A 22363-nucleotide genomic window follows, 5' to 3' on the forward strand; every position below is an offset into this window, starting at 1 on the left:
CGCGCATTCATTATTTGGCGCCTGACTCTACTACCAGCGCCCTGAGCCTTCCGGGTCCTGATCAGGGTCGGTATCGATGCCGGCATAGCTCAGTCCCACCACGGGCATATTGAATCCAAATATGGCTACATTGGTATCTCTGTCGGCTGCCTCTTGCGTATACCTGCCTCCGGATGCCTTGACAGCTCTCGTCCCCATGTCTCCCACGTAGCCTCCGAGGCCTCCCTCCAGGGCGCGTGAGCCAAATTTTGCCCCTACTAGCCCGGCGCCACCGAGGGCTACCCCAAGGGTGCCAGCGAATATATTTATCCCCGCATCGCGCCAGTCTCCGCCGAGAATATATGCCGATCCGGCGGCAAATGCGAGTCCAGCGGATGCCAACCCGAGAACAGTGGATGCTTCCCCGAGGACCGGTGCTGCCCACTCAAACCCTGGGACAAAGGCTGAAGCCGCCGCGGCCCCGGCAAGCGCCGTAGAAGCTATGCCAACAATGGAGCTCCAATCGGAAAGGAAGTTTCCGGCTACGCGGAAATGACACAGGACGCTGCAGGAGCTTGAACTATGCGACACCAGATTTGCCGCAGTCACAGCATCGGCGTTCGCATATGCGGCATCTAGGGTTGCTTTAGCGGCTTGTGCGGTCACATTGGTGAAGATCACGTTGTTCACAACCGCGTAGACGGTTGTCGATGCCATCGACTGGTTGAAACAGCTGCTGCTGGTGCACATGGCCATGGCTTCGGCTTCGGCGATGGCATTGTTCTGCTCAATCACACTGACGACATCGTAGAAGCCGATGAGGCAGGACTGGTTGCCGTCGCAACTGCTGGCGTCCTGGACGCTGTAGCGGTACTGCGGGCCGGCGCTGGCTGCGGTCCCTGTGCGGGCGCCGGAGCCTCCGGTTCCGCCGCCACCGGTTCCGCCGCCTCCGCCGGTTCCTCCACCGCCGCTACCGCCTCCTCCGTCGCCGCTGTCTCCTCCGCTGCCGAAGCCTCCCTCGGTGTCCGTGCCGCCACCGCCGCTGCTCTTCGGGACGCCTGAGCCGCACTTGTCGGAAGGGCAGGCGCCGCTGGCGTCGGCGGCGTTGACGGGGTCGTCGCCGGCGTAGGTGTAGCCGCCGATCTGGTTGGGGTCGGTGGCTTCGAGGACGGGGTCGCGGGAGAGGAAGTGGCCGGTGGCGGGGTCGTAGTCGCGGGCGCCGAGGAGGTCGAGTCCGGTGGCGGGGTCCTGTGGTTGTCCGAGGTAGGAGCGGCCGTCGACCCAAGTCGTGGGGATGGTGCCGCGGGTGTTGCCGTAGGGGGTGAAGGAGCGGCGGGTCTCGCCTGTGAGGGTGTTGCTGATGGTGAGGGTGCCGGTGCCCTGGGCGGTGCCGGTCTCGTAGGTGATGTCGCCGCTGTTGTCGCGGACGGCGGTGATGCCGGCGCCGGTGTCGTAGTACCGCAGGGCGGTCAGGCCGCCGCTGGAGTTCTGGGTGATCTGCTCGTCGGGCAGGTAGAGGACGGTGGTGGTCTTGCCGGCGACGGTGTCGGTCTGCAGGAGCAGGTTGCCGGAGGCGTCGTAGGTGTAGCCGGAGGCATTGCCGGTGGCGCTGTCGGAGATGCCTTGGGTGCTGCCGTCGGGGTAGTAGCTGTAGGCCTCGTTGCTGGTGATGGTGCCGGATCCGGTGGTGGTGGTGCTGGTCTTGGTGGACCCGTCAGGGTTGTAGCCGTAGGCGGTGGAGGACAGGGTTGTCCCGGCGCCGTTGGTGGTGTTCACGGACTGCAGGGTGTCGGGCTGGCCGGTGGCGCCGGTGGCGGTGGCGTTGTAGCCGTAGTTCTGGGTGGAGGTGACGGCGCCGGCAGTGTTGTAGTCGGTGACGGTGGAGCGGTTTCCTGAGGACTGGCCGTTGGGGTCGTAGGCGTAGGTCTCCCAGTAGGGGGCGGGTCCGCCGTTGGTGGCCGCGCTGGGGATGGTGCTCTTGCAGGCGCCGATGTCGGGGACCTCCGGGGAGGCCAGGCTGCTGACGCCGGCCGTGTCGGTCCAGGCCGTGGTGAGTCGGCCCTGGCCGTCGTAGGTGTAGCACTGGAGGTCGGTCGCGGTGCCGTTGTCCTGGACGTCGTTCTGGGCGGTGATCTGCCCGTCCGGGTTCCAGTAGGTGGTGTTGTCGTCGAGGTGGCCGGCGTTGTCGTTCTCGGCGTCCAGGACCTGTTCGGTGACGCGGTCGGTGGCGTTGTCGTAGTAGGTGGTCTGGACGAGCTGGTCGGGCATGTCGCCGATGGTGGCGCGGGTGACCTGGCCGAAGGAGTTGGCGACGACCTGGGTGAGGTAGTCGCTGTTGCCGGCGACGCTGGTGAGGTTCCCGCCCTCGGTGTAGCCGAACAGGACGTCCTCGGCGGGCAGTCCGCCGTCCTTGCCGTAGTCCCTCTCGTCCAGGGTGCCGGTGTAGTGCGTGTAGTAGTCGTTCTCGCTGTACGTTCCGGCCAGGGTGCCCTCGGAGCTGGGGATGACGACGTTGGTCTGAGTCGGCTCGCCCAGAACCGTGTAGCCGGTGACGGACTCGGTGTAGGCGCTGATCGTGCCGTTGGCGGCGGTGGTGTACGAGGACTGCGAGGCCAGGAGCCCGTCGCCGTCGGTGGCGGTGTCGTACGTCCAGGACTTCGTCATCGTCGCGGCGTCCTGGGTGGCGCTGCTGTACTGGGCGAGCTTCCGGCCGAGGATGTCGTAGGTGTACGACAGGACCTGGCCGTTGCCGTCGGTGGAGCTGAGCAGGTCGCCCTCGCCGTCGTAGGTGGCGGTGGAGCTGCCGGTGTCCGGGTCGGTGGAGGCGACCTCGTTGCCCTGGGTGTCGGTGGTCTGGGTCCAGGTGTGGCCGGAGGCGTCGGTGGTGGTGATGTTCGCGGCGGCGCCGGAGGCGGTGGTGCCGCGGGTGTAGGCGTAGGTGGTGACGGTCGCGTCGGCCGGGTTCCCGGTGGCCGCGTCGGCGTGGTACTTCCAGGACTGGAGGGTGCGGCCCATGGCGTCGACGATCGTGGTGGTGGCGGTGCCGCCCTGCGGGGGCACGGTGTCGGTGCGGTCGGCTCCGGGGTAGGCGGTGGTGCTGTCCCACTGGGCGATGCCGTGGGAGACGAACTGGCTCTCGGTGCTGCGGCCCATGCCGTCGTAGGTGGTGACGGTCTGGCCGGGGGTGTTGACCGGCTCGTTCTCGAACAGGACCGAGGAGGGCCCGTTGGTGATGTAGTACGGGTTGGACTGGGTCACCAGCCAGCCGTGGGAGTCGTAGGCGTAGTCGGTGACGTTGGAGCCGTTGGAGTCCGCGCTGTCGGTGGACAGCGCCTGGTCCTGGACGAGCTGCATGAACCCGTCGTAGATCTTGAAGTCGGTGGTGTAGGTGCTGTCGTCGCGCAGGGTCTGCGTCTCGGTCCAGCTGCGAGTGCTCTGCCCGCCCAGCGAGTAGGTGTAGACGATCGACGCGTTGGCGCTGCTGTTGCCGGGCGACCACACGTGGGTCAGCCGTCCGAGCGGGTCGTAGGTCTCGGTGGTGGTCGAGCTGTTGGGCGCGGCGAGCTTCGTCGGCAGCTGCCGCGGCTGGTCCAGGGTGGTCGTGGTCGTGGCCCACGTGCCGACGCTCGTGTTGCTCTGCACCTCGCTGGTGGGCAGTGTGCCGGTCGCGGGGGTGTAGGAGTCGGTGACGGTGTCGTTGCGGGCGTTGGTGGAGGACAGGAGCCGGCCGTAGGCGTCGTAGCCGGTCGGGGCGTCCGTGGTGCTCATGCTCGTGGTGAAGTTCTCCGTGGCACCCGTCCAGCCGCCCAGGGTCTCCGTCTTGGTCACATTGCCCGCGGCGTTGGGCAGTACCGCGGCTGTCTTGTCTCCGCCGTAGAAGTCCAGGGTGTCGGCGACGGTGTTCGCCGGTGTCTTGGCCGGGCAGCTGCCGGTGCCGATGCCTGTGGTGGAGTCGACGTCCACGGTGGTGGACTCGCCCGGTAGGCCGTCCATCGCGGACTCGGTGGAGGGTGCGGCGGCGTAGGTGACGGTGGAGCAGGTCTCGGTGGTGGAGGCGGTGCCCAGCAGGCTGGTGTCGCCCTGGGCTGGACCCCGACCACTTTCGTGGACACTGGAAGTAGTTCATCGCAGTGTCAAGTGGGAAGTGCACGATGGTTTCAAAGCGGAAGAAGTACGCTCCGGAATACAAGGCAGAGGCCGTAGAGCTTGTAGTGAGCTCCGGCCGGCCCGTGGCTGAGATCGCCCGGGACCTCGGCCTGAACGAGGGAACCCTCGGGAGCTGGGTAAATGCCGCAAAGAGGAGCGGAAGCATCAAAGACAAGCCGCTTACTATCGATGAGCGCGTCCATATGAAGGAACTCGAAGAGGAAAACCGAAAGCTCCGAATGGAGCGGGATTTTCTAAAAAAAGCAGCGGCGTGGTTTGCAAGCCAGAATCAATAAAGTTCGCCTTTATCCTGCAAGTCAGAGACGAGCAGGCTGGCAAGCCGCGCCGCTTCAGGTATCCCATCAACTTCATGTGCCAGATGCTGCATGTATCTCGAGCCGGCTTCTATGCGTGGATCGGCAGGGAGGAGTCCCGGCACGCGCGGCGCGATGTCGAGCTCACGCGACTCATCATCGCCATCGACAAAACGAATAAGGGAAGGTACGGAATCGATCGGATACACGCCCAGCTGGCCCGCCAGGGCGAGCGCGTGTCGCCCAAGCGTGTCCGGCGCCTGGCCAGGGCTGCTGGACTGGCCTGCGTCCACCCCAGCCCCTACAGGGCCACCACCCTCCAGGACCCCGCGAACCGACGGGGCCTGGTGGATCTCGTCGAGCGCAACTTCGTCCCGGAAAAGAAAGACCAAATATGGTACGGGGACATCACATATATTCATACCGCAGAGGGCTGGGCCTATATGGCCACGGTGATCGACGGATACTCGCGCAAGCTCATCGGCTGGTCCATCGCTGACAATATGCGTGAAGACATGGTGGTCCAGGCGCTCGATATGGCCATCCGCAACCGCCGGCCAGGCCAGGGAGAAGCCGTGATGCACACGGATCGTGGCAGCCAGTACACCGGCAGTAGATTTCGCGACCACTGCCTTGACAACGGGGTCATCCCTTCGGTAGGAAAGACGGGGATCTGCTTCGACAACGCTGCGGCCGAGTCCTTCAACGCAACCCTCAAGAAGGAACTCATTCACCTGCATGTATGGGCAACAATCAAGCAGGTCAAAACCGCCATATTTGAATATGTCGAGTCCTACTACAATAGAAGCAGGATTCAGCGGGAACTTGGCTACCTATCGCCCTATGAATTCGAGAGCAGGTCTACATTTAGCGCAGCACTAGCAGCATAGAAGACTGTCTTCGAAATCGGTCGGCCTCCAGTCCTGCCCCCCACCGCCGCCACCAACAACAAACCCGCGCTCCTGACCCTCGAGGACTACACCACCACCCCCACCCTGTGGGAGACCATCTTCACCAACACCAGCGCCCAGTCCTCGATCCTTCTGGCCGAGGGAAGCTACTGGAACGGCGTCACACTGCTGTCCCCCGGCAACGTCGGCGGCACCCCCGCCCTGTGGGTGCGGGACAACTCCTCCGGCTCACTGACCCAGTACCCCAACATCGAGTCCTGGGCCACCGCCACGACCGCCACCACCCAGACCACCGGCACCCCCACCGGCGGCACCACCTTCGCCACCGCCGGCTACAGCGCCCAGCAGTACCCGATGATCACCACCGACGGCCCCACCGACACCAGCAGCAACCCCGTCCTGTGGGCCGTCGACAGCACCGGACGCCTGACCTACCTGCCCACCACGCTGAACACCAGCACCCCGCCGGTACCCACCGTCGGAGCGCCCCAGGCACTGACCTCCACCGGCTGGTCGGACAACCTCCAGAACGCCGGAACCGCCCCCATCACCAACAACCCCGGCCCCGGCGACGTCTGGCCGCTTTCCGCCACCACCACCGGAACCGACATCGGCAGCAACCCCGCCGCCGCCACCGCGGTGACCTACGGCCCCGACTACGCCGGCCGCACCAACGGGGCCACCGTTTTCAACGGCACCAGCAGCACCATGACCACCACCACCCCCAGCCTGAACACCACCCAAAGCTTCACCGTCAGCGCCTGGGCCAAACTCAACAGCGACAGCACCTACGACACCGTCGCCTCACAGTCCGACACCCTCGGCTACGTCAACGGCTACTACCTCCAGTACTCACCCGTGTTCAGCGGCTGGGCGTTCGTCATGCCCGGCAACGACTCCACCACCCCCACCACCCTCCACGCAGGCACCGGCATCACCCCGGCCCTGGGCCAGTGGACCAACCTCGTCGGCACCTTCAACGCCGCCAGCGACACCATGAGCCTGTACGTCAACGGCCGCCTCGCAGGCACCGGAGCCGGCCCGACCACCCCATGGTCCGCGACCGGCCCCCTCGACATCGGCAGCGCCGGAAACACCAACTACTTCCCCGGCAGCATCTCCGACCTGCGCACCTACCAAACCGCACTGACCTCCGACCAGGTCGCCGCCATGTACAGCAGCGACACCGGCAACATCCTCTTCCCCTCCGACAGCACCCTCTACAACGCCGGCCTGAACAGCACCGGCACCGCCTGGAGCACCGCCAACGCCACCATGACGTTCAACAACGGCGTCCTGACCGTCACCAACACCACCGACGGCAGGACCTGGAGCGCCGGAACCACCGGCAACCCCGGCGCCCAGTTCGTCCTCCAGCAGAAGGACGGCAACTTCGTCATCTACCCCACCGTCGCCACCGCGACAGCACAAAGCGGCAGCGCCCTGTGGTCGGCCGCCACCTACAACAATCCCGACGACACCCTGATCCTCCAGAACGACGGCAACCTCGTCGTCTACAACACCGCCGGAACCGCCATCTGGTCCACCGGCACCTACTGACCCCAGCACCGAACAACGGGTGCCGCCGGATACGGATCCGGCGGCACCCAGCAGTGACCGACAGCAGGCCGCCCCACGACCAAGGTCGAGGAGCTGTCAGCATGGGGAACCCCGGTGCAGCGACCAGAGAACGCTGGGCCGATGAGGCCTTCGCGAGTGGATCGGCGAAGCGGCCCCAGGAATTTCACACCATCACCCATACCGTCGAGAAATGGATCAATAAAGTGCAGGAAAAAGTAATCTCAATCCCCGGCCGCAAGATGATGCTCTACTGGCTCTTTGCAGTGCTGGCCATCGTCGGAAACATCGGGCTGCTGATTCGCGGGCACCACGTCGGGGCATGGACGGGAAAATTTACCGAGGCCTGCATATTTACACTCATCTCCTGGGGCCTCTGGCACATCGCGAGCAGCTCCGAGATCCACTGCTCAGCCGACGGACTCATGTTCGAAGAGCCGTTCTCCAAGCGGGGCATCGGATGGAGCAAGATCGTGAGCATCAGCGGCGACGGTGTTGTCACAGTGAGAACCGGCGGGGAAGACGTCGACCTTCGGCCGTTCGGCTTGCGAGGGGGCATCTTCGGTGCGGGCGCATCGGTTCCGCAGCCCGTCCTCGATGAGATTGAGGAGTACCGCATCGGCGCCGGAAAGGGGAACCAGCACTGGATTGGAAATTCTGAATTCAATTTTCGCCCCAGAATGCTTGGGGTCATATTTCTATTCTATATGTGCGACTTCCTCATCCCGCACTTCGCATTGCACACCTAGTTTTACTGATCTTTAGTGAGATGCTTGACGATCTGTCAGGGCTGGCATAAGTCAGGTATGGGTACTTCGAGGTCGGCCCGGATGGGGCCGGTTGATCTTGAGCGGCGGCGGATGCTGGCTGCCGAGCTGTTCGAACAGGGTGTGAAGCAGGCGGAGATCGGTCGGTTGCTGGGGGTGTCCCGGCAGGCGGTCGGGCAGTGGCATGCCGCCTGGGTGACAGGTGGTGCGGACGCACTGGTGGGGCATGTCGGCCGGGCGGCCGCGTATCTGACGCTGGAGCAGGAGGAGGCCGTGCTGGCTGAGCTGAAGAGAGGGGCGCAGGCGTTCGGCTGGGAGGACCAGCGGTGGACGTTGGCGCGGATCGCCCGGGTGATCGAGGAGCAATTCGGGCCGCGGTACTCGTTGCCGGGGGTGTGGCTGTTGCTGCGGCGACTGGGGTGGTCGTGGCAGGTTCCGGTGACGCGGGCGACGCAGAGGGACGAGGAGGCGATTGCCGCTTGGCGCACGGAGACGTGGCCGGCGGTGTCCCATCCCGAGAGGCCGTTGAGCAGGGACGATGGATCGTCTTCGAGGATGAGGCGGGAGCCGCGCTGACAGGGGTGGTGCGCCGCACCTGGGGACCGCGGGGCGTGACGCCCGTGATCAGGCTCAGCGGGGCGCGCGGGATGCGGGAGAACATGGTGGTCTTCGTCGCCTATCGGCCCGGGAGTGAGCCGCGGATGTTCGCCTGGCACAAGAGCCGGGAGGGGTACACGAAGGAGGACTTCCCCCTGTTGCTGACGATGCTGCACGGGCGGTTGCGCGGCCCGGTGACGCTTATCTGGGACAACTACTCCAGTCACACCGCCGGTGTGGTGCGGGAGTGGGCGCGGGGGCAGGCGAGTTGGCTGCGGACGGTCCCACTGCCTGCGTACGCACCCGAGCTGAATCCCGTGGAGCTTCTGTGGAAGATCGTGAAGGACGCGCTCGCGAACCGCGCATTCCGTTCGATTCACGAGCTCACCGAGGCGGCCGACGCCGCCCTCGCCAAGATCAAGCACGCGCCGCACCTTCTCCACGGATTCCTTGCCGGAACCGGACTGAAAGTCGCCACAATTGCGTCAAGCAGCCAGTAAAAGATCAGTAGTACTGCAGCCGTAGATCCAGATTGTCTGGATCGGTATCGTCGCCGTATGGCTGAACTGCTCCGGTTGAACTCGCTGACTCCGCAACGGGGTGACGCTTCATGATCCTCGCGGTACGACAGATCCAACACCGTTGCGTTTACCGGCGGCGGCGTGATGCAAGTCCTTGTTCCATGATCTGGATCCGGATGTCGAGGGTGTAGTTCTGTGCCTTCTGCGGGTGCCGACCTGCGTTCGGTGCGTATTTGCTGGTGGTGTTCTTGCGGCTGCGGGCCTTGACCCGGTGGCGGGGGATGGCGGGGAGCAGGTTGTTCAGGACGGCTCGGCCGATTGCTCCCACCAGGGCTGCCGGTCCGGGCGGGAGTACGCCGGTGGTGGACCCCGACCACCTTCGTGGCAAGGCCGCGAAGTTAGGGCCTGCCGCGGATCAAAGCGTTGCTTCCCCTTCTGGGCCTCGTTGTTGTGGTATGGGCACATCTATGGAGACCGAGGCGTCGCTAACGGCGAAGTTCGATGCGCTGTTCCCGCACTTGGACGAACGGCAACGCCGTCTGCTGGCTGGGGCAGAGGCGAGATCGATAGGGCACGGCGGGATCCGGGTGGCGGCTCGGGCTGCGGGAATGCGCGAGGGCACCGTCTCGCGCGGAGTGGACGAGTTGGACTCCGCAGCGGAGCCGCTCGGCCGGGTCCGCCGTCCCGGTGGTGGTCGCAAGAAGCTGGCCGACCTGGACCCGGAACTGGTCCCCGCGCTGCTGGCGCTGGTCGAGCCGGACATGCGCGGGGATCCGATGTCGCCGCTGCGCTGAACGACGAAGTCGACCAGGAACCTGTCGCGGGAACTGACCGCGGCCGGTCACCGGTGTTCGGCCGACACCGTCGCCGGCCTCCGACCCGGTCGGCGTCGAGCAGGAGATGTGGGCACTGCTGACGCTCTATCAGGCCCTGCGCATCGCCATGGTCGCGGCCGTGGAATCCCGGCCCGGTACCGACCCCGACCGCGCCGCCTTCACCACCGCCCTGGAATCCGCCCGCGACCTGCTCATCGCCGCCCGCGGCGTCCTGCCCGACAATCTCATCGACCCGGTCGGCGACATCGGCCGCGCCGTCCTGGCCGACCTCCTGCCCGCCCGCCGACCCCGCACCAGTACCCGCCGCGTCAAATGCCCGCTCTCGCGCTACCAGTCCCGGCCCGTCGACCCCCGCCCCGAGACCAGCCAGAAGATCACCACTGTCACGATCACCGTGCACGAGCCGAACGACATACCGCCCCTGACCGCCACCCAGCCAGCCCACTCATGGAGCGCCCAAGCCCGTCGGCTCCAGGCGGACCCCGGGACGCCACCGGGGTCCGCCGCCCGCACCAGCACCCGGGAACGCGTGCTCACGCTCCTGCGCACAGATCCCCAGCGGGACTGGCGAACCCGCGACATCGCCCAGACAGTGGACATAGAGGCGACAGGGTTCGACGCCTTCCGGAAGCAGATGCTCCGCTGGAGCAAACAGGGCATGATACGCAAAACCGGCCCAGGGACCTACAGGCTCACCGAACCAACTACCAGCCCTTGACACCGCCACCAACCGCTTAACTTCGCGGCCTTGCCACGAAAGTGGTCGGGGTCCACTCGCCGAGGAGACCGGTATCCGCCCCGAGCTCGTCGTCCCCATCCAGGACACGCCGCGCCACATCGACGTCCACCCCATCCCCGCCAACCCGGCCAAGGGCGAAGGCGACCACCAGCACTTCGACTTCCGCTTCGCCTTCTCCACCAACGCCGACGTCGCCGAACTTCAGGCCGAGGAGGTCACCGACGCCGCCTGGCGCGGCATCGAGACCATCACCGACGAGCGCCTGCGCGGTCGCGTCGCCGCCGCTGTGCGCTGAGGCCCTGGGCCAGGTGCCCGGACGGGCCCCGGCGGCGCCGACGAAATCCGGTGGCAGTGGACCGGGGGGCCTGCTTAGGGTCGGGCCATGACCACCCGCATCTTCCGGATCACCGTCCGCGGCGCCTTCGACGGACTCGACGCCGACCAGCGCGCCGAACTGCTCGCCGAGGCCCCGGAGCACGACGTCCTCAAGGCGGCCTTCACCCCCGAGGGCCAGCTCACCTACGACCTCGCCGCCCGGCCGTTCTTCACCTTCCGCTTCTCCGACTCCGGCGAGGCCGAGGAGGACATCGTGGGTGCGACCGAGCGCGCCGAAGCAGCCGCCCTGCGCTGGCTGGCCGAGCGCGGTTACGGCTGGAAGAACCTCAAGTCCTCGGCCGAGGACCTTTCCCAGGCCCCGCTCGCCAAGCGCCAGCGCCAGGCCGCCGCCCGGGGGCTCTGACCTCGGCGGCGCACGTCAGCTCAGCAGCGGGAACCGGGCGTCGGCGGGGGTCCCGGCGCGGGCCAGGCCGGTGCGGGAGCGGACGCCGAGCTTGCGGTAGACGCGGGAGAGCGTGCCCTCGACCGTCTTCACGCTGACGAACAGCGCCGCGGCCACCTCGCGGTTGGTCGCGCCGCCGGCCACCAGGTCGGCGACGCGGCGTTCGCTCGGCGTCAGGTCCACGGCCAGGCCGTCCCGTTCGCCCGGGTCGAGCCGCTCCTGCTCCTGGCGGACCCGGGCCAGCAGGGGCTGGGCGGCGTGGTCCCGGCACAGCTGCTCGGCCTCGGCCAGCACCGCCCGGGCCACCGAGCGGTGCCGGGCCCGGCGTTCGACGCTGCCCCAGCCCGCGAGCGTACGGACCAGGTCCAGCGGCAGTTCCACGGTCCGCAGCCGCGCGGCCGAGCGGCGCAGCACCGCCACGCCCTCCTCCGTCCGGCCGACGGCCGCCAGTGCCAGCCCCTCGGAGCGCTCCACGGCCGCGAGCGCCCCCTCGGCCCAGCCGCGCGGCCACTCCGCGGCCAGGGTCCTCGCCTCCGTCAGCACCCGCTGTGCCTCGGCGGGTTCGCCGAGCAGGGCCAGCGCCTCGGCCAGGTCGGCGAGGCGCCGGACCGCGTCCGGGTCCGCCAGCTCCATCGCCGCCGAGAGCTCACGGGCGTGCTGCAGCACCTCGGCCGCCTCGGCGGCTCCGGGCGCGCTGCCGCCGAGCAGGTGGGCCGCGCCCAGCACGCCGAGTGCGCGGATCTGGAACAGCCGGTCGCCGTCGGCGCTGCAGCCGTCCACGGCGGCGCGGGCCAGCCGGACCGCGCGCGGCACGCTGCCGCCGACGCTCTCCGCCAGCGCGGCGATGTAGTGCCCGAGCGGTGAGTCGAGCTGCGCGTCGGCCAGCAGCCGGGTGCCGCGCTGGGCCGTGGCCAGCGCGTTGCGGCAGTCCCCGGCCCGGGACTGGATGCGGACCTGGGCGACGACGGTGGACAGCAGCTCCTCCACCGCGCCGGCCTCCCGGGTCCGCTCGGCGAGGGCCTCGATCCGCTTGCGGGCGGTCGCCACCCGGTCGGCGTCCAGGTCCACCAGCGCCCGGCGACGGACCAGGGACGCGCTCGCCGCCGCGCCGTCCGCGAGAGACGCCCCGTCCAGCCGGAACGCCGAGGCCAGGGCGGTCTCGGCGGCGGCCGGCCGGCCCCGCATCGACTGGACGGTGGCCAGCAGTCCGAGCGCGTCCACCTGGGTCGCCCGGTCGTCGGCCCGCGCCGCGAGGGCGACGGCGCGTCCGGCCTCGACCCCGGCTCCGGCCGTACGCCCGCCCAGCAGTTCCCTGACGGCGGACCAGAACCGCAGCCGGGCCTGCAGGCCCGGCTCTCCGGCCGCGTCGTTCAGTCCGCCCTCGATCAGCGAGCCGGTGTCGTCCAGGGCCTGGCCCGCCGTCTCCAGCAGCGCCAGCCGGGCGTGGACGCGGCGGACCGCGTCCGGCGTCTCGGCCAGCACTCGGTCGGCGGCGCGGCGGGCGTCCTGGTGCCGTCCGGCGTCGGCGGCGTGCGCGGCCACGGCCAGCAGCCGCTGGTGACGGTCCTCGGACCGGTCCGCGGGGGTCCGGTCGACGGCGAGGACGGCGAGCTCGTACGCGGCGTCGGCCGCCCCGCCGCGCCGGGCGGTGGCCGCCGCGGCGGCGAGGACTCCGGCGACGTGCTGGTCCTCGTAGGGGTGGGCGAGCGCCAGATGGCGGGCGCGCTCGACCGGCTCGGCCAGCGTCCGGGACAGCGCGGCGTGCACCGCGATCCGCTCCCGGGCCGGCGCCTCGGCCCGGATCACGGCGGCCACCAGCGGCGCCGACAGCCGTACCCGTCCGTCCGCGCCGACGGCGGCGAGCCCGCGCTGCTCGGCCTCGGCCAGCGCGGACGCGGGGTCGGGCAGCCCGGCGGCGCGGAGCAGTCCGAGGCCGGGCCGGTCGGCGACGGCCGCGACCAGCAGCGCGGCCCTGGTCCGCGCCGAGAGTCCGTCGAGCCGTCGGCGGACCGGGGCGCTGAGGCTCTCCGGGAGCAGCGGTTCGCCGGCAGGGGCGGCCAGGTGGGCGGCGTCGGCGGCGGCCTTGGCCAGCTCGCGGGCCTGGAACGGGTTTCCGGCGGCGAGATGGAGGATCCGGCGCAGGGTGTCGGGGTCCGGCTCGCCGATTTCGTCGGCGACCAGCGCGGCGATCGCGCTGTCGGTGAGCGGGGGCACCGTCAGTTCGGCGGCGCCCGGCGGATGGAGTCGCGGCGGGGCGGCCGCTCCGTCCGCTGCTCCGCCGCTGCGGGCCGCCAGCACGGTGACGCCCAGGTCGGCGGCGCGGTGCGCGACATGGGCGAGGACGTCGGCACTGCCGGGGTCGAGGTGCGGCAGGTCGTCGAGGACCAGCAGCACGCGGGTCTCGGCGGCCAGGAGCTCCAGCACATCGGCCACGGCCAACCGGAGCGCGAAGCGGTCCGTCCCGGTGCAAGGGCGGTCGGCGCAGGGCTGGTCGGGGCAGGGCTGCTCGGCACGCGGTTGGTCGGCACGGGGTTGGTCGGCGTGGGGCCGGTCGGCACGGGGCGGCTCCCCGCGCAGCAGCGCCGCGTCGAGCGCCTGCCGCCGGTAGGGGCGGAGCTGCGCGTACTCGCGCTCGGCCACGGTCCGCAGCAGGTCGCTCAGCGCCGCATGGGGAAGGCCGGCGTCCTCGGCGGTCGGTGCGCAGCGCAGGACCCGGGCGCCGGCGGCGGCGGCCTCCTCGGCGAGCACCCGCAGCACCGCGCTCTTGCCGATCCCGGTGGGGCCGGTGAGCAGCACGCCGCTACCGGGGACGCTCGCGGCCCGCGCCGTGGCCAGGAACGCGTCGCGGCCGAGGAGCCGGGTCGGCCGGGTGCCGACGCCTGCCGAGGGCACTGCTGGTTCCCGCTCGGCTGCCCGCATTACTGCTCCGCTCTCTCCTGGTCCCGCAGCACTCGATATGACGCTCCATCAGCTGATGTCATGACTCTGACATGAATGAGGCCGAAATGCTGCGCCGAGGACAGGAACCATTCCGCCATCCCACCTCGTGCCCGTTTCTCAGTCAAGACCATGGATCCGCAGCCGTGCACGTACGATCGGCGACGGCAGGCCCCACGACGGGAGAAAACGTGACGCAGCCAACAGTGGATCTCAACGCAGACCTGGGCGAAGGCTTCGGTCGATGGACCCTGACCGACGACGAGGCCCTGCTCTCCGTGGTCACCAGCGCGAACGTGGCCTGCGGCTTCCACGCCGGCGACCCGTCGACCATCCGGCGGGTCTGCGAGCTCGCCGTCGAGCGCGGGGTGCGGATCGGCGCCCAGGTCTCCTACCGCGATCTGGCCGGCTTCGGGCGGCGGGCGATGGACGTCCCGCGCGCCGAGCTGGCCGACGAGATCGGCTACCAGCTCGGCGCCCTGGACCTGTTCGCCCGCGCCGCCGGCGGCCGCGTCGCCTACCTGAAGCCGCACGGCGCGCTGTACAACCGCGTCGTCGCCGACGAGGAGCAGGCGGGCGCCGTGGTCGACGCGCTGCTGGCCTTCCGCCGGGCCGACGGCCGGGGGCTCCCGGTGCTGGGCCTCCCCGGCTCCGCGCTGCTGCGGGCCGCGACCGACGCCGGCCTGCCCGCCGTCGGCGAGGCCTTCGCCGACCGCGCCTACACCCCCGCCGGAACGCTGGTACCGCGCACCGCCGCCGGCGCCGTGGTGCACGACCCGGACGCGGTGGTCGCCCGCGCGGTCCGGATGGCCCGCGACGGCGAGGTGGTGGCGGCCGACGGCAGCGTGGTCGCCGCCCGAGCCCGCTCCCTCTGCCTCCACGGCGACACCCCGGGCGCGGCCGAACTGGCCGGGCAGCTAAGGAAGGCGCTGACCTCGGCGGGCGTCCGGATCGAGGCCTTCGCATGAGCGGGACCTCGGCGCTCCCCCGGGCCGGAGCGGTGACGGTGCACCGGGTCGGCCGCGCCGCGCTGCTGCTGGAGGTCGGCAGCGACGCGGAAGTCGCCGCCCTGCTGCGGGAGGTGACGGAACAGTGGAAGGCCGGCGAGCTGGGCGAGGTGGCCGAGGTCGTCCCGGCCGCGCGCACGGTACTGCTGGACGGGGTCGCCGCCCCCGAGGCGGTCGCCCACCGGTTCGCCGGGCACCGGCCGACCGCGCTGCCGCCCGGCGCCGGCCCGCTGGTGGAGGTGGAGACCGTCTACGACGGTGCGGACCTGGCCGAGGTGGCCGGGTACTGGGGGGTGAGCCCGGCCGAGGCCGTCCGGATCCACACCGGCTGCGAGTACCGGGTCGCCTTCTGCGGATTCGCCCCGGGCTTCGCCTATCTGACCGGGCTGCCGGAGCGCTACGCCGTCCCGCGCCGGGCGACGCCGCGCACCCGGGTACCGGCCGGGTCGGTCGCGCTGGCCGGTCCCTACACCGGCGTCTACCCCGGGGCCTCCCCCGGCGGCTGGCAGCTGCTGGGCCGGACCGGACTGCCGCTGTGGGACCCGGCGGCGGAGCCGGCCGCACTGCTGGCCCCGGGCGTCCGGGTCCGCTTCCGGGCGGCGGCATGAGCCCCGCCGCCCGTACGGTGCCGCCGCAGCGGACCGTCGCCGTGGTCCGCCCCGGACCGCTGACCACCGTCCAGGACACCGGCCGGAGCGGGGTCGCGGCGCTGGGCGTGCCGCGCGCGGGCGCCCTCGACCCGCCGGCCCACCGGCTCGCCAACCGGCTCGTCGGCAATCCGCCCGGCACGGCGGCGCTGGAGTGCACCCTCGGCGGCGTCGCCCTCCGCGCCCTCGCGCCGCTGGTCGCGGCCGTCACCGGCGCGCCCTGCCCGGTGCGGTTGGACGGACGCCCGGCGGCCTGGGGCGCACCGGTGCTGGTCCCGGCCGGTGCGCTGCTGGAGGTCGGCGCGACGACGTACGGGGTGCGCAGCTATGTCGCGCTGAGCGGCGGCCTCGCCGTCCCGCCGGTGCTCGGCAGCCGCTCCGCCGACCTGCTGTCGGGGCTCGGACCGCCGCCGCTGGCGGCCGGACAGCTGCTGCCGTTGGGGCCAGTGACCGGCTCACCGGTGCGGATCGACCCGCTCCCGCTTCCCGCGCCGCCGACCGAGCTGCTGCTCCGACTGGACCTCGGCCCGCGCGACGACTGGTTCACCGGGGCCGCGCACCGACTGCTCGCGTCCTCGACCTTCACCGTCTCCCCCGCGAGCAACCGGATCGGGCTGCGGCTGCTCGGCCCGGCACTGGAACGGCGGCCGGGGCTGGGCGAGTTGCCCAGCGAGGGCATGGTCCTGGGCGCCGTGCAGATCCCGCCGGACGGTTTGCCGGTGGTCTTCCTCGCCGACCACCCGACCACCGGCGGCTACCCGGTGGTCGGCGTGGTCCCGGCGGCGGACCTGGCCACAGCGGCCCAGGCGACACCGGGCACCCCGGTCCGCTTCGCCGTCGCCCGCCGCTGAGCCGCTGTGAGCCGCTGAGCCGCTGCGGGCGCCCCGCAGTCCCCACCCGTCCCCGGTGCCGCCCGCCGGGGGACACCGGGCCGCGCCCCCCGACGCGTCGCCGGGACGGCAGCGCCCCCTCGGGTGAAGACTGGGAGGAAGAACTCCGGATCCGCACCGAACAGGACCAGGTGGACGCGATGGGCGCGCACGAGACGCTGCTGGCCGTGGGCACGGCCAAGGGACTGTTCCTGGCGCGCAGCCGTGACCGGGTCGGCTGGGAGTGGACGGGTCCGCACTTCCTGATGCAGGGCGTCTACTCGATCGCGATCGACCGCCGGCGAGCGACCCCGCGCATCCTGGTCGGCGCCGACAGCAGCCACTGGGGGCCGTCCGTCTTCCACTCGGACGACCTCGGTGCGACCTGGCAGGAGCCGACCCGGGCGGCCGTGCGCTTCCCCGAGTCGACCGGGGCCTCGCTGGAGCGGGTGTGGCAGCTCCAGCCGGCCGGGCCGGAGGAGCCGGACGTCGTCTACGCGGGCACCGAGCCGGCGGCGCTGTTCCGCTCGACCGACGGCGGCGAGACCTTCTCGCTGCTGGAGAGCCTGTGGCGGCACCCCCAGCGGGAGCGCTGGGCGGCCGGCTTCGGCGGTCAGGGGATGCACACGGTCCTGGTCGACCCGCGCGACGCGCGACGGCTGACCGTCGCCGTCTCCACCGGCGGGGTGTACCGCTCCAGCGACGGCGGGGACAGCTGGGCGCCCTCGAACACCGGGGTGGAGGCCCGCTTCCAGCCGAACACCCCTCCCGAGTTCGGCCAGTGCGTCCACAAGGTCGCCGTCGACGCGGTCGACCCCTCGCGGATGTACCTGCAGAACCACGGCGGCGTGTACCGCAGCGACGACGACGGCGGCTCCTGGCAGCCGATCGACGCCGGGCTGCCCGCCGACTTCGGCTTCGCGGTCGCGACCCATCCGCGCCGTGCCAACACCGCCTACGTCTTCCCGCTCGTCGCCGACGTCGAGCGGCTGCCGCCCAACCACCGCTGCCGGGTCTACCGCACCGAGGACGCCGGCGAGACCTGGCAGCCACTGGACAAGGGCCTGCCCGAGAGCCCGCACTACGGCGTGGTCCTGCGCGACGCCCTCTGCACCGACGACGCCGACCCGGTCGGCGTCTACTTCGGCAACCGCAACGGCGAGGTCTACGGCAGCAGCGACGAGGGCGACAGCTGGCGCCTGCTGACGGAGCACCTGCCCAGCGTGCTCTGCGTCCGCGCAGCCCAACTGCCGATCTGAGTACGCGTACTCAGGCGGAGGCTCCGCCCCCTTGGACAAACTACTCACTCCAAGGTCAACAAGGAGCGTACGCGTGGATCAGCGGTCACCGGTACTGGCACACCCCCGCCCACCCGCTCCGCCGAATCGTGCGCCCCGGTACAGGGGTGGCTGCGCCGCCGTCGCCCTCGTCGCCTGCCTCGCTCTCGTCCTGGGCGCGCTGTACCTCTGGCACACCGTGCACGACTACCTCGATCCTCCGGCGCCGGATGTCACCGCCGCCAGGTCATCCGTCGTCAACGACGCGGACCTCGGCGCGACGAACAGCCTCAATGACGAGGCCGCGCGCCTCCAGCAGATCCTCCCGTGGATCCACCCGGTGGCCCGGGGGGTGGACGACGGGTGCAGCGCCCAGGTGGAGGGGGAAGCGGTCACCATCGGCGGCCGCCCCACCTGGGGGCCGGTCAGCTGCGACCGCGAGCTGGACTGGTTCGGCAGCCTCGACGGCCCACTGCCGCCCCAGCTGACCCGGATGAACTCGGCGCTGGTCAAAGCGGGGCTGACGCCCCAGGGATCACCGCTGAACGCGCCCTATGCCTTCGGCTCGGTCTCCAGCACCTACGGCGACGGAAACATCACCGTCAATGTCGTGGTGGCCCCCTCCGACGACCTCGGGCAGATCAGTCTCACCGACGGTGGCGTGCTGGTCCCCACCGGCGGCTCCGGTCCCTCGTCCCCCGAGCAGACCGATACGGCAGTCCGCACCCTCACCCGGGTGAAATCCGCCCAACTGGCCTCCGCTGCCGGCCCGCAGGGCTACGTCGTCAGCCTGAACTTCACCACGACGTACTACACGGCGCCGGCCGACAGCGCCGGTGCCTCCCCCACACCCCCGGAGAGCGGCGGCGGCTGCGTCACCGGCGCGTACTGCGTCGGCGGCTGAGCCCCGCCCACCCTGTTCCCGGACGAAGGGCTCACCGACGGGCCGGCGGAGTCCGGCACGCTGCTGCACGGCCGGGTGCGCTTCCGCCTCGGCAAGTCGGACCGGGGCATCGGCTCGGCCCGGGTCGCCCCCGCCCCCGCCGTCCACTGACCCCCCGGGCCCGGGCCGGACCACGTCCCTGCAGACCGCCGCTCCGACCAACGGCCAGCCAGCCCCGCCCCGCTCAGCCCACCGCGCGGAGCCGCTGGTGGTCCGGCTGCTGGGCGTGCGGCAGGGCGCGGAGCGCGGCGGCGGTCTCGGCGGCGGCCCGGCGGTCCAGCAGGTCGGTCTCGCCGCGACGGCGCTGCCGGGTCTCGGCGACGGCCAGCCGCAGCAGGTCGGGCAGCAGGTCGGTGCAGCGGTCGAGGACCCAGCGGGTGCCCCGGGTGGCCATCCACCAGGTCTGGCCGCCTCGGGTGGGCGGCGCACCGAGGGGTTCGGCGCCGGGCGGCGGGGCGAGCGCGTTGCCGTCGGCGCGGAGCAGCGCATGGAACTCTCGGGCCAGCACCCGGTGTCCGCGCTCGGAGGGGTGCAGCCGGTCGACGCTCCACATCCTCGGGTCGTGGACCCAGTCGCTGCCGGCGATGTGGACGTGGTGGGCGCCGTGGCGGGCGGAGAGCACGTGCACCACCTCGTTGACGCTCCGCATCCGGCGGCCCAGCGGCCGGGCGAGCGGGGCGGGCAGGCCGAGCATCCGGCCGGGGTCCGGCAGGCAGGCAGTGAGCAGCAACGCTCCCCCGCCGGCGAGGCTGCCGAGGGTGGCGTCGAGGTTGCGGGCGACGGCGTGGATGTCGTAGCCGGCCCGCAGGGTGTCGTTGCCGCCGACGACCACGGCGGCGACCTGCGGCCGGTGGGCCAGCGCGGGCGGGAGCTGACGGTGCAGCACATCGGCGGTCTGCGCGCCGCTGACCGCGAGGTTGCGCAGGTCGACGGCGTTGGCGGCGCGGCCGCCGGGGCGCAGCCCGTCGGCGAGCAGCGCGGCCCAGCCGCGCCAGTCGGAGTCCTGGCCGGAGTCCTGACCGGGGTCCTCGTCGGGGCACGGGTCGCCGAGGCCCTCGGTGAGCGAGTCGCCGAGGGCGACCATCCGCAGTGGCGGGGTACTGGTCATGGCTGCTGGGCTCCCCGGGGTGCGGTGGCACGGTGGGCGGCGAGGAAGGCGGTGACGGCGCGGTCCCAGCCGTACTGCTCGGCGCGGGCGCGGGCGGCGGCACGGCGCTCGGCCTCGGGGCGGGCGAGCAACTGCTCGACCGCGTCGGCGAAACCGGGGCCGGTGTCGGCGGCGGCCTGGCCGGCCGGACCGACGATCTGCGGCAGGGCGGAGGAGGTGCTGACGGCGACCGGGGTGCCGCAGGCGAGGGCTTCGAGGGCGGCCAGCCCGAAGGTCTCGATCGGCCCGGGGGCGAGCGCGATGTCGGCGCCGGCCAGCAGCGCCGACAGGTCGTCGGCGGAGGCGAGGTGCCCCAGCAGGTGCGCGGGCAGCCGTTCCTGGGCGATCCGGGCGGCGAGGCGACCGCGCAGCGGGCCGTCGCCGGCCACGGCCAGGACGGCGGGCACCCCCCGGCGGCGGAGTTCGGCGAGGGCGTCCAGCGCCCGGTCGGGGCACTTCTCCGAGGAGAGCCGGGAGCAGAGGACGAGCAGGACCTCGTCGGGACCGGCGTAGTGGGCCCGGGCGGCCGAGTTGCGGTGCCGGGGATGGCGCTGGTCCAGGTCGACGCCGAGGGGCGCGCGGACGACGTTGCGCGCCCCGATCCGGTGGAACTCGGCGGCGGCCCAGGCGGTGGTGCAGATGACCGCCTGGTGGTCGCGGGCGGTGGCGGCGTTCAGCCGGTCGGCGGCGCGCCGGGCCAGGCCCTCGGACAGGCCCCAGGTGCGCAGCAGGCCGTCCAGGCTCTCGTGGGAGACCATCGCGGCGGGCACGCCGTGGCGCCGGCCCCAGTCCCCGGTCCAGCGCAGGGTGGAGCGGTCGGAGATCTCCAGCCGGTCCGGGCGCAGCGCGGCCAGCAGCGCGGCCAGCGCGGGCCGGTCGAGCAGCACCCGGTAGCCGCCGGTGCCGGGGACGGTCCGGCCGGGCAGGCTGATCACCAGGCCCTGGTCGGTCTCCTGTTCGGTACGGAGTGAGTTGGGCGGTCCGGGGACGATCAGGACCGGGTCGTGCCCGGCGGCGAGGTAGCCCGCGCCGAGGTGCCGCAGCGCGGTGCGCAGGCCGCCGGAGACCGGGGTGACGAAGTTGGCGAGCCGGACGATCCGCAGCCCCCCGCCGGTGGCGCGGGCGGCCGGGGCGCGGCTGAGCGCGGTGGCGTTCATGCGGCGGTCCCGGTCTTGGCGAGGTATCCGGCGGCCGGACGGACGGTCCGGCCGTAGGCCCGGTCGTCGAGGATCTCCCGGTAGTGCCCCAGCAGTTGGTCGCCGACCGACTCCCAGGTGCGGCCGGCCACCTCGGTCCGGGCCTCCGCGCCGTACCGGGCGCGGGTGGCCGGGTCGGCCGCGAGCACCGCGACCGCGCGTGCCACCGCGCCCGCGTCACAGGCCGGGACCAGCAGGCCGGTGCGGTGGTGGTCGATCAGGTCGAGCGGTCCGCCGACGGCGGGGCCGACCACCGCGACGCCGCTGGCCATGGCCTCCTGGATGGTCTGGCAGAAGGTCTCCATCGGCCCGGTGTGCACGAAGACGTCCAGCGAGGCGTAGAGGGCGGCGAGCTCGTCGCCCTCGCGGCGGCCGAGGAAGACCGCGTGCGGGAGCGCCTGCCGCAGCGCGGGCTCGCTGGGGCCGTCGCCGATCACCACCAGGGTCACCCCGGGCAGCTCGGCGACCTGCTCCAGCAGGTCGACCCGCTTCTCCGGGGCGAGCCGGCCGACATAGCCGACCAGCACGTCCCCGGGCCGGACGGCGAGGCTGCGGCGCAGCTCCTCGTCGCGGTGGCGCGGGTCGAAGCGGACCGAGTCGACGCCGCGCCGCCACAGCCTGACCCTCGGCACGCCGTGGGCGGTGAGGTCCTGGGCGGCGGGGGTGGACGGGGCGAGGGTCCGGTCGGCGGCGCAGTGGACGGTGCGGATCCGCCGCCAGGCCGCCGCCTCGCCGATGCTGCTGCCGGCCCGGTAGGCGCGGGCGTAGCCGGCCAGGTCGGTCTGGTAGACGGCGACGGCGGGCAGCCCGAGGCGTTCGGCGGCGGCCATGGCGCGGGCGCCGAGGACGAAGGGGCTGGCGAGGTGGACCAGGTCGGGGCGGTGGTCGGCGATCAGCTGTTCCAGGCGGCGGCTGGGGAGGGCGAGCCGCACCTGCGGGTAGCCGGGCAGCGAGAGCGCGGGGACCCGGATGACGGGGCAGGGGTCGGCGGCGGTGGGCGGTGTGGCCGGGGCAGGGGCGATCACGAGCGGTTCGTGGCCTCGCCGCACCAGGTGCTCGGCCGTGCGGAGGACGGAGTGGGCGACGCCGTTGATGTCCGGCGGAAAGGATTCTGTGACGATGGCGACACGCATGATGGGGTTATTCCGAGAGCAGGGGTGTACCCGGCCACCGG

The 22363-nt window shown here is 71.5% G+C and carries 18 protein-coding genes and 1 pseudogene; 14 read left to right on the forward strand and 5 right to left on the reverse strand.

Features of this window, described 5'->3' with window-relative positions:
• Positions 1 to 30 precede the first annotated feature (30 nt).
• A complete protein-coding gene (locus tag BS75_RS51315) occupies positions 31 to 3972 on the reverse strand; it encodes an RHS repeat domain-containing protein (RefSeq protein WP_034087258.1) in 3942 nt (1313 codons plus the stop codon).
• A gap of 158 nt (positions 3973 to 4130) precedes the next feature.
• On the opposite strand from BS75_RS51315, the gene BS75_RS46030 reads away from it, so the two are divergent.
• The 9 genes and pseudogenes from BS75_RS46030 to BS75_RS04495 all read left to right on the forward strand — a co-directional run bounded on the left by BS75_RS46030 (position 4131) and on the right by BS75_RS04495 (position 11127).
• On the forward strand, positions 4131 to 4421 hold the full coding sequence (locus BS75_RS46030; RefSeq protein WP_081982048.1) for a transposase: 291 nt from the start codon (positions 4131 to 4133) through the stop codon (positions 4419 to 4421).
• Positions 4397 to 5329 carry an IS3 family transposase gene (locus BS75_RS04455; protein WP_081982160.1) on the forward strand — a complete coding sequence of 311 codons (933 nt, stop codon included), beginning with the start codon at positions 4397 to 4399 and terminating at the stop codon, positions 5327 to 5329. Before BS75_RS46030 ends, BS75_RS04455 begins: the two co-directional genes overlap by 25 nt.
• Positions 5330 to 5557: 228 nt before the next feature.
• Positions 5558 to 6910 carry a LamG-like jellyroll fold domain-containing protein gene (locus tag BS75_RS51320; protein ID WP_034087259.1) on the forward strand — a complete coding sequence of 451 codons (1353 nt, stop codon included), beginning with the start codon at positions 5558 to 5560 and terminating at the stop codon, positions 6908 to 6910.
• Positions 6911 to 7011: 101 nt separating this feature from the next.
• Entirely contained in the window at positions 7012 to 7677 is a 666-nt protein-coding gene (locus BS75_RS04465; protein WP_152646089.1) for a hypothetical protein, read from the forward strand.
• 81 nt (positions 7678 to 7758) lie between these two features.
• A complete protein-coding gene (locus BS75_RS04470) occupies positions 7759 to 8271 on the forward strand; it encodes a winged helix-turn-helix domain-containing protein (RefSeq protein ID WP_231607678.1) in 513 nt (170 codons plus the stop codon).
• 8 nt (positions 8272 to 8279) lie between these two features.
• Positions 8280 to 8792: a transposase gene (locus BS75_RS04475; RefSeq protein WP_231608096.1), complete on the forward strand. Its 513-nt coding sequence runs from the start codon at positions 8280 to 8282 to the stop codon at positions 8790 to 8792.
• 476 nt (positions 8793 to 9268) lie between these two features.
• Positions 9269 to 9688: pseudogene (locus BS75_RS43175) on the forward strand (ISAzo13-like element transposase-related protein); the annotation flags it as partial.
• A gap of 25 nt (positions 9689 to 9713) precedes the next feature.
• Complete coding sequence (locus tag BS75_RS04490; protein WP_052069174.1) at positions 9714 to 10367, forward strand: hypothetical protein; 654 nt, start codon at positions 9714 to 9716, stop codon at positions 10365 to 10367.
• Between the two features lie 403 nt (positions 10368 to 10770).
• On the forward strand, positions 10771 to 11127 hold the full coding sequence (locus BS75_RS04495) for a DUF6204 family protein (RefSeq protein WP_034087263.1): 357 nt from the start codon (positions 10771 to 10773) through the stop codon (positions 11125 to 11127).
• Positions 11128 to 11142: 15 nt separating this feature from the next.
• Here the strand turns inward: BS75_RS04495 and BS75_RS04500 are convergent, their stop codons facing one another.
• Positions 11143 to 14058, reverse strand: coding sequence for an AAA family ATPase (locus tag BS75_RS04500; protein ID WP_052069175.1), 2916 nt, complete (start codon positions 14056 to 14058; stop codon positions 11143 to 11145).
• 236 nt (positions 14059 to 14294) lie between these two features.
• On the opposite strand from BS75_RS04500, the gene BS75_RS04505 reads away from it, so the two are divergent.
• The 5 genes from BS75_RS04505 (at position 14295) to BS75_RS04525 (ending at position 18807) form a co-directional block, all read left to right on the forward strand.
• Positions 14295 to 15071 (forward strand): LamB/YcsF family protein, encoded by a 777-nt coding sequence (locus BS75_RS04505; RefSeq protein ID WP_042439679.1) that lies wholly within the window; start codon positions 14295 to 14297, stop codon positions 15069 to 15071.
• Entirely contained in the window at positions 15068 to 15718 is a 651-nt protein-coding gene (locus BS75_RS04510; RefSeq protein ID WP_152646090.1) for a 5-oxoprolinase subunit B family protein, read from the forward strand. The genes BS75_RS04505 and BS75_RS04510 overlap by 4 nt, the downstream gene beginning before the upstream one ends.
• Positions 15715 to 16608 (forward strand): 5-oxoprolinase subunit C family protein, encoded by an 894-nt coding sequence (locus tag BS75_RS04515; RefSeq protein WP_034092400.1) that lies wholly within the window; start codon positions 15715 to 15717, stop codon positions 16606 to 16608. Before BS75_RS04510 ends, BS75_RS04515 begins: the two co-directional genes overlap by 4 nt.
• Before the next feature lie 179 nt (positions 16609 to 16787).
• Positions 16788 to 17885: a WD40/YVTN/BNR-like repeat-containing protein gene (locus tag BS75_RS04520; RefSeq protein ID WP_034092401.1), complete on the forward strand. Its 1098-nt coding sequence runs from the start codon at positions 16788 to 16790 to the stop codon at positions 17883 to 17885.
• A 73-nt stretch (positions 17886 to 17958) separates the two neighbouring features.
• Positions 17959 to 18807, forward strand: coding sequence for a hypothetical protein (locus BS75_RS04525; protein WP_034087265.1), 849 nt, complete (start codon positions 17959 to 17961; stop codon positions 18805 to 18807).
• A 223-nt stretch (positions 18808 to 19030) separates the two neighbouring features.
• Here the strand turns inward: BS75_RS04525 and BS75_RS04530 are convergent, their stop codons facing one another.
• From BS75_RS04530 to BS75_RS04540, 3 genes are read right to left on the reverse strand one after another with little or no spacing between them, the layout of a single operon-like run.
• A complete protein-coding gene (locus BS75_RS04530; protein ID WP_034087266.1) occupies positions 19031 to 19954 on the reverse strand; it encodes an SGNH/GDSL hydrolase family protein in 924 nt (307 codons plus the stop codon).
• The gene (locus BS75_RS04535; protein WP_042439682.1) at positions 19951 to 21150 is read right to left on the reverse strand and encodes a glycosyltransferase; all 1200 of its coding nucleotides are present in this window, start codon (positions 21148 to 21150) and stop codon (positions 19951 to 19953) included. Before BS75_RS04535 ends, BS75_RS04530 begins: the two co-directional genes overlap by 4 nt.
• Positions 21147 to 22322: a glycosyltransferase family 4 protein gene (locus BS75_RS04540; protein WP_042439685.1), complete on the reverse strand. Its 1176-nt coding sequence runs from the start codon at positions 22320 to 22322 to the stop codon at positions 21147 to 21149. The genes BS75_RS04535 and BS75_RS04540 overlap by 4 nt, the downstream gene beginning before the upstream one ends.
• Positions 22323 to 22363 lie beyond the last annotated feature (41 nt).

This window comes from Streptacidiphilus albus JL83, assembly GCF_000744705.1.
Lineage (GTDB): Bacteria > Actinomycetota > Actinomycetes > Streptomycetales > Streptomycetaceae > Streptacidiphilus > Streptacidiphilus albus.

Excerpts from the sequence above, each read along its gene's own strand:
- BS75_RS51315 (WP_034087258.1), bottom strand. The coding sequence starts at position 3,972 with ATGGACGGCCTACCGGGCGAGTCCACCACCGTGGACGTCGACTCCACC.
- BS75_RS46030 (WP_081982048.1), top strand. The coding sequence starts at position 4,131 with ATGGTTTCAAAGCGGAAGAAGTACGCTCCGGAATACAAGGCAGAGGCC.
- BS75_RS04465 (WP_152646089.1), top strand. The coding sequence starts at position 7,012 with ATGGGGAACCCCGGTGCAGCGACCAGAGAACGCTGGGCCGATGAGGCC.
- BS75_RS04470 (WP_231607678.1), top strand. The coding sequence starts at position 7,759 with ATGGGGCCGGTTGATCTTGAGCGGCGGCGGATGCTGGCTGCCGAGCTG.
- BS75_RS04490 (WP_052069174.1), top strand. The coding sequence starts at position 9,714 with ATGTGGGCACTGCTGACGCTCTATCAGGCCCTGCGCATCGCCATGGTC.
- BS75_RS04495 (WP_034087263.1), top strand. The coding sequence starts at position 10,771 with ATGACCACCCGCATCTTCCGGATCACCGTCCGCGGCGCCTTCGACGGA.
- BS75_RS04510 (WP_152646090.1), top strand. The coding sequence starts at position 15,068 with ATGAGCGGGACCTCGGCGCTCCCCCGGGCCGGAGCGGTGACGGTGCAC.
- BS75_RS04515 (WP_034092400.1), top strand. The coding sequence starts at position 15,715 with ATGAGCCCCGCCGCCCGTACGGTGCCGCCGCAGCGGACCGTCGCCGTG.
- BS75_RS04520 (WP_034092401.1), top strand. The coding sequence starts at position 16,788 with ATGGGCGCGCACGAGACGCTGCTGGCCGTGGGCACGGCCAAGGGACTG.
- BS75_RS04530 (WP_034087266.1), bottom strand. The coding sequence starts at position 19,954 with ATGACCAGTACCCCGCCACTGCGGATGGTCGCCCTCGGCGACTCGCTC.
- BS75_RS04535 (WP_042439682.1), bottom strand. The coding sequence starts at position 21,150 with ATGAACGCCACCGCGCTCAGCCGCGCCCCGGCCGCCCGCGCCACCGGC.
- BS75_RS04540 (WP_042439685.1), bottom strand. The coding sequence starts at position 22,322 with ATGCGTGTCGCCATCGTCACAGAATCCTTTCCGCCGGACATCAACGGC.